Genomic DNA, 2,211 nt, shown 5'->3' with positions numbered 1-2,211 from the left:
ACGATCCACGCCGACCGGACACACCGGACGATCCCGACCTCGGCCGGGCCCCGCGGTCGTTGCACGGAAGCCCGGCCGGTTCGCCGCGATCACCCGACCTGCGGGACCTCGTCGCTCCCGGGCACCCGCCGGACCTCGATCTTGGTCCCGCGAGCCGCCGGGACCCGCCTGGCCCACTCGACCGCGTCCTGCTTCGAGGCGACGTCGAGCAGGAAGAAGCCCCCGAACAGTTCCTTGGTCTCGCCGTACGGCCCGTCCGTGACCACCGGCGTCTCGCCGCTGAAGTCGACCACGACGTCCAGCCCCTCCGCGGCGAGGAGGACGCCGGCCTTGACCATCTCGTCGATGAACTGGCGCGTGTCGGCCATGATCTCGTCGATGCCGGCCATCATGGCCGCGTTCGACTCGTCGGTGCCCCGCATGATCAGCAGGTACTTCGGCATCACGTACTCCTCGTCCGGCGGGGTCGCCTCTCGACCCTCGCACCACAGGTCGAACGGACGGCCCGCGGATCGACACGGCCCCCGGAAGAATCTCCGGCCGACCCGCGGTCCACCCCCTCCGACCGCGCGGCGCGGAGCCGTAACGAAGTCCGGTGGGGCGCGATGAAGGAATACCGACAACCGCCGGATCCGCATTTCGCGGTATTCGTGTTCGGGAAAGGGGAAACCGCCATGTCCCGCGTCGTCTCCGCCCTCGCCGCACTGTCGATCGTTCTCGCGCTCGTCCCGTTCGCCACGACCGGCACCGCGGCCGCCGCCGGGCTGGACCTCACGTGCACCCCGCCCAGCAGCGCGAGCCTGCTGTTCGACCCGCCCGCGACGAACTCGCCGCAGACCGAGACGCTCACGGTGTCCCGGCAGTACGGCCCGTGCGTCTCGGCCACGCACCCGGACATCACCTCCGGCCACTCGGGCGCCACCGGCACCGCGGCGGGCGCGACCTGCGTGAGCCTGCTCGGCGCGAACGCGATCACCATCCCGATCACCTGGAACAACGGGCAGACGTCGACCCTGTCCGGCAACAACGTGTCGAACATGAGCGGCCTCACGCTGACCGTCGTCACCACCGGCACGGTCACCTCGGGGGTGTTCACGGGGGCGACCTTCGTGCACACCATCGTCTACCCGAGCCAGAACATCCTGCTGTGCAACCTGGGCCTCGGCACGCTGTCCGCCCTCTACGGCCAGGTGGTGCTGGAGATCGCCACCCCGTGAGCCGGACCGCGTAGGACGACTCGCGCCGACGGGGTGACGCCGCCCCGTCCGTGACCCGTGTCCGAGGGGAATGGAATTCGCATTTCTGTGGTGCAGGTCGTGTGGAATAGTCAACCCGATTGAGTGAAAGCGGGGTGAGGCAACCCTTTCGCGCTGACGTCCGCTGGTAGGAACTCCGGCCTATCCGCTTCTCGGCGGAGCGACTTCATCGATGGCCACACGGGGGCGGACTCCAGTGCTCGGACAGGTGTCGACCAGCACGCTCACCTCACCGGGGGACTCCTCCGCGACCGGGAGGGGCGCGCACCCGTGGACCGCGTGGCGCGAAGCCCTGTGGATCTTCCTGCTCAGCCGGCTGGCCATGGTGGTGATCACGGTCGTCTCGGTCGGTGAACGCGGCCCCGGTGGTTTCCAGTGCCTGTCGCAGCTGCGCGAGTGCTCGAAGAGGTGGGGCCGTTTCGACATGGGCTACTACCTCCAGATCGCCTCCCACGGCTACTGGGACCCGAGGATGCCGGTGGTCCGGCCGCCGGACGGCGTGCGCACCGAGTTCCCGGAGGCCGTGGTCTTCTTCCCGCTGTGGCCGAAGCTGCTCGGGTGGTTGTCCGTCCCGTTCGGACGGACGTACTGGCACGCCTACTACGTCGGCCTCGTGCTGGCCGGCGTGCTCGCGGTGGTCGCCCTGTGGTTGCTCTACGAGCTGGTCGCGGAGCAGTTCGGTGACCGCACCGCCCGGTGGTCGGCGTTCTTCCTGGCGTTCAGCCCGTTCTCGGTCACCTTCGCGGCCGGGTACGCCGAGGCGCTGTTCGTGCCGTTGACACTGGCGGTGTTCCTGCTGGTGCGCCGGGAGCGCTGGCTGCTCGCGGGTGTCCTCGGCGCGCTGGCGACGTTGACGCGGCCGAACGGGGTGCTGATCGTCCTGGTGTTCGCGGTGGCACTGGTGCACCGCTACGGTTGGCGCGACCTGTTCACCCGGCACGACCTGCGCACCAAG

General features: G+C 69.6%; 3 protein-coding genes. 2 read left to right on the top strand and 1 reads right to left on the bottom strand.

All coding sequences use genetic code 11. The annotated features are described in order from the left end of the window. Positions 1–89: 89 nt before the first annotated feature. A complete protein-coding gene (locus AB0G02_RS36205) occupies positions 90–443 on the bottom strand; it encodes a YciI family protein (RefSeq protein ID WP_360803798.1) in 354 nt (117 codons plus the stop codon). A gap of 231 nt (positions 444–674) precedes the next feature. Here AB0G02_RS36205 and AB0G02_RS36200 point away from each other — a divergent pair, with 231 nt between their 5' ends. Both AB0G02_RS36200 and AB0G02_RS36195 read left to right on the top strand, forming a co-directional pair. Beyond that, positions 675–1,217 carry a hypothetical protein gene (locus tag AB0G02_RS36200; protein WP_360803795.1) on the top strand — a complete coding sequence of 181 codons (543 nt, stop codon included), beginning with the start codon at positions 675–677 and terminating at the stop codon, positions 1,215–1,217. 235 nt (positions 1,218–1,452) lie between these two features. Further along, positions 1,453–2,211, top strand: a 759-nt coding sequence (locus tag AB0G02_RS36195) for a glycosyltransferase family 39 protein (protein WP_360803792.1), incomplete at its 3' end; no start/stop codon positions are given.

The organism is Actinosynnema sp. NPDC023658, from assembly GCF_040639995.1.
Lineage (GTDB): Bacteria > Actinomycetota > Actinomycetes > Mycobacteriales > Pseudonocardiaceae > Actinosynnema.
This window is presented reverse-complemented; position numbering and strand designations above follow the sequence as displayed.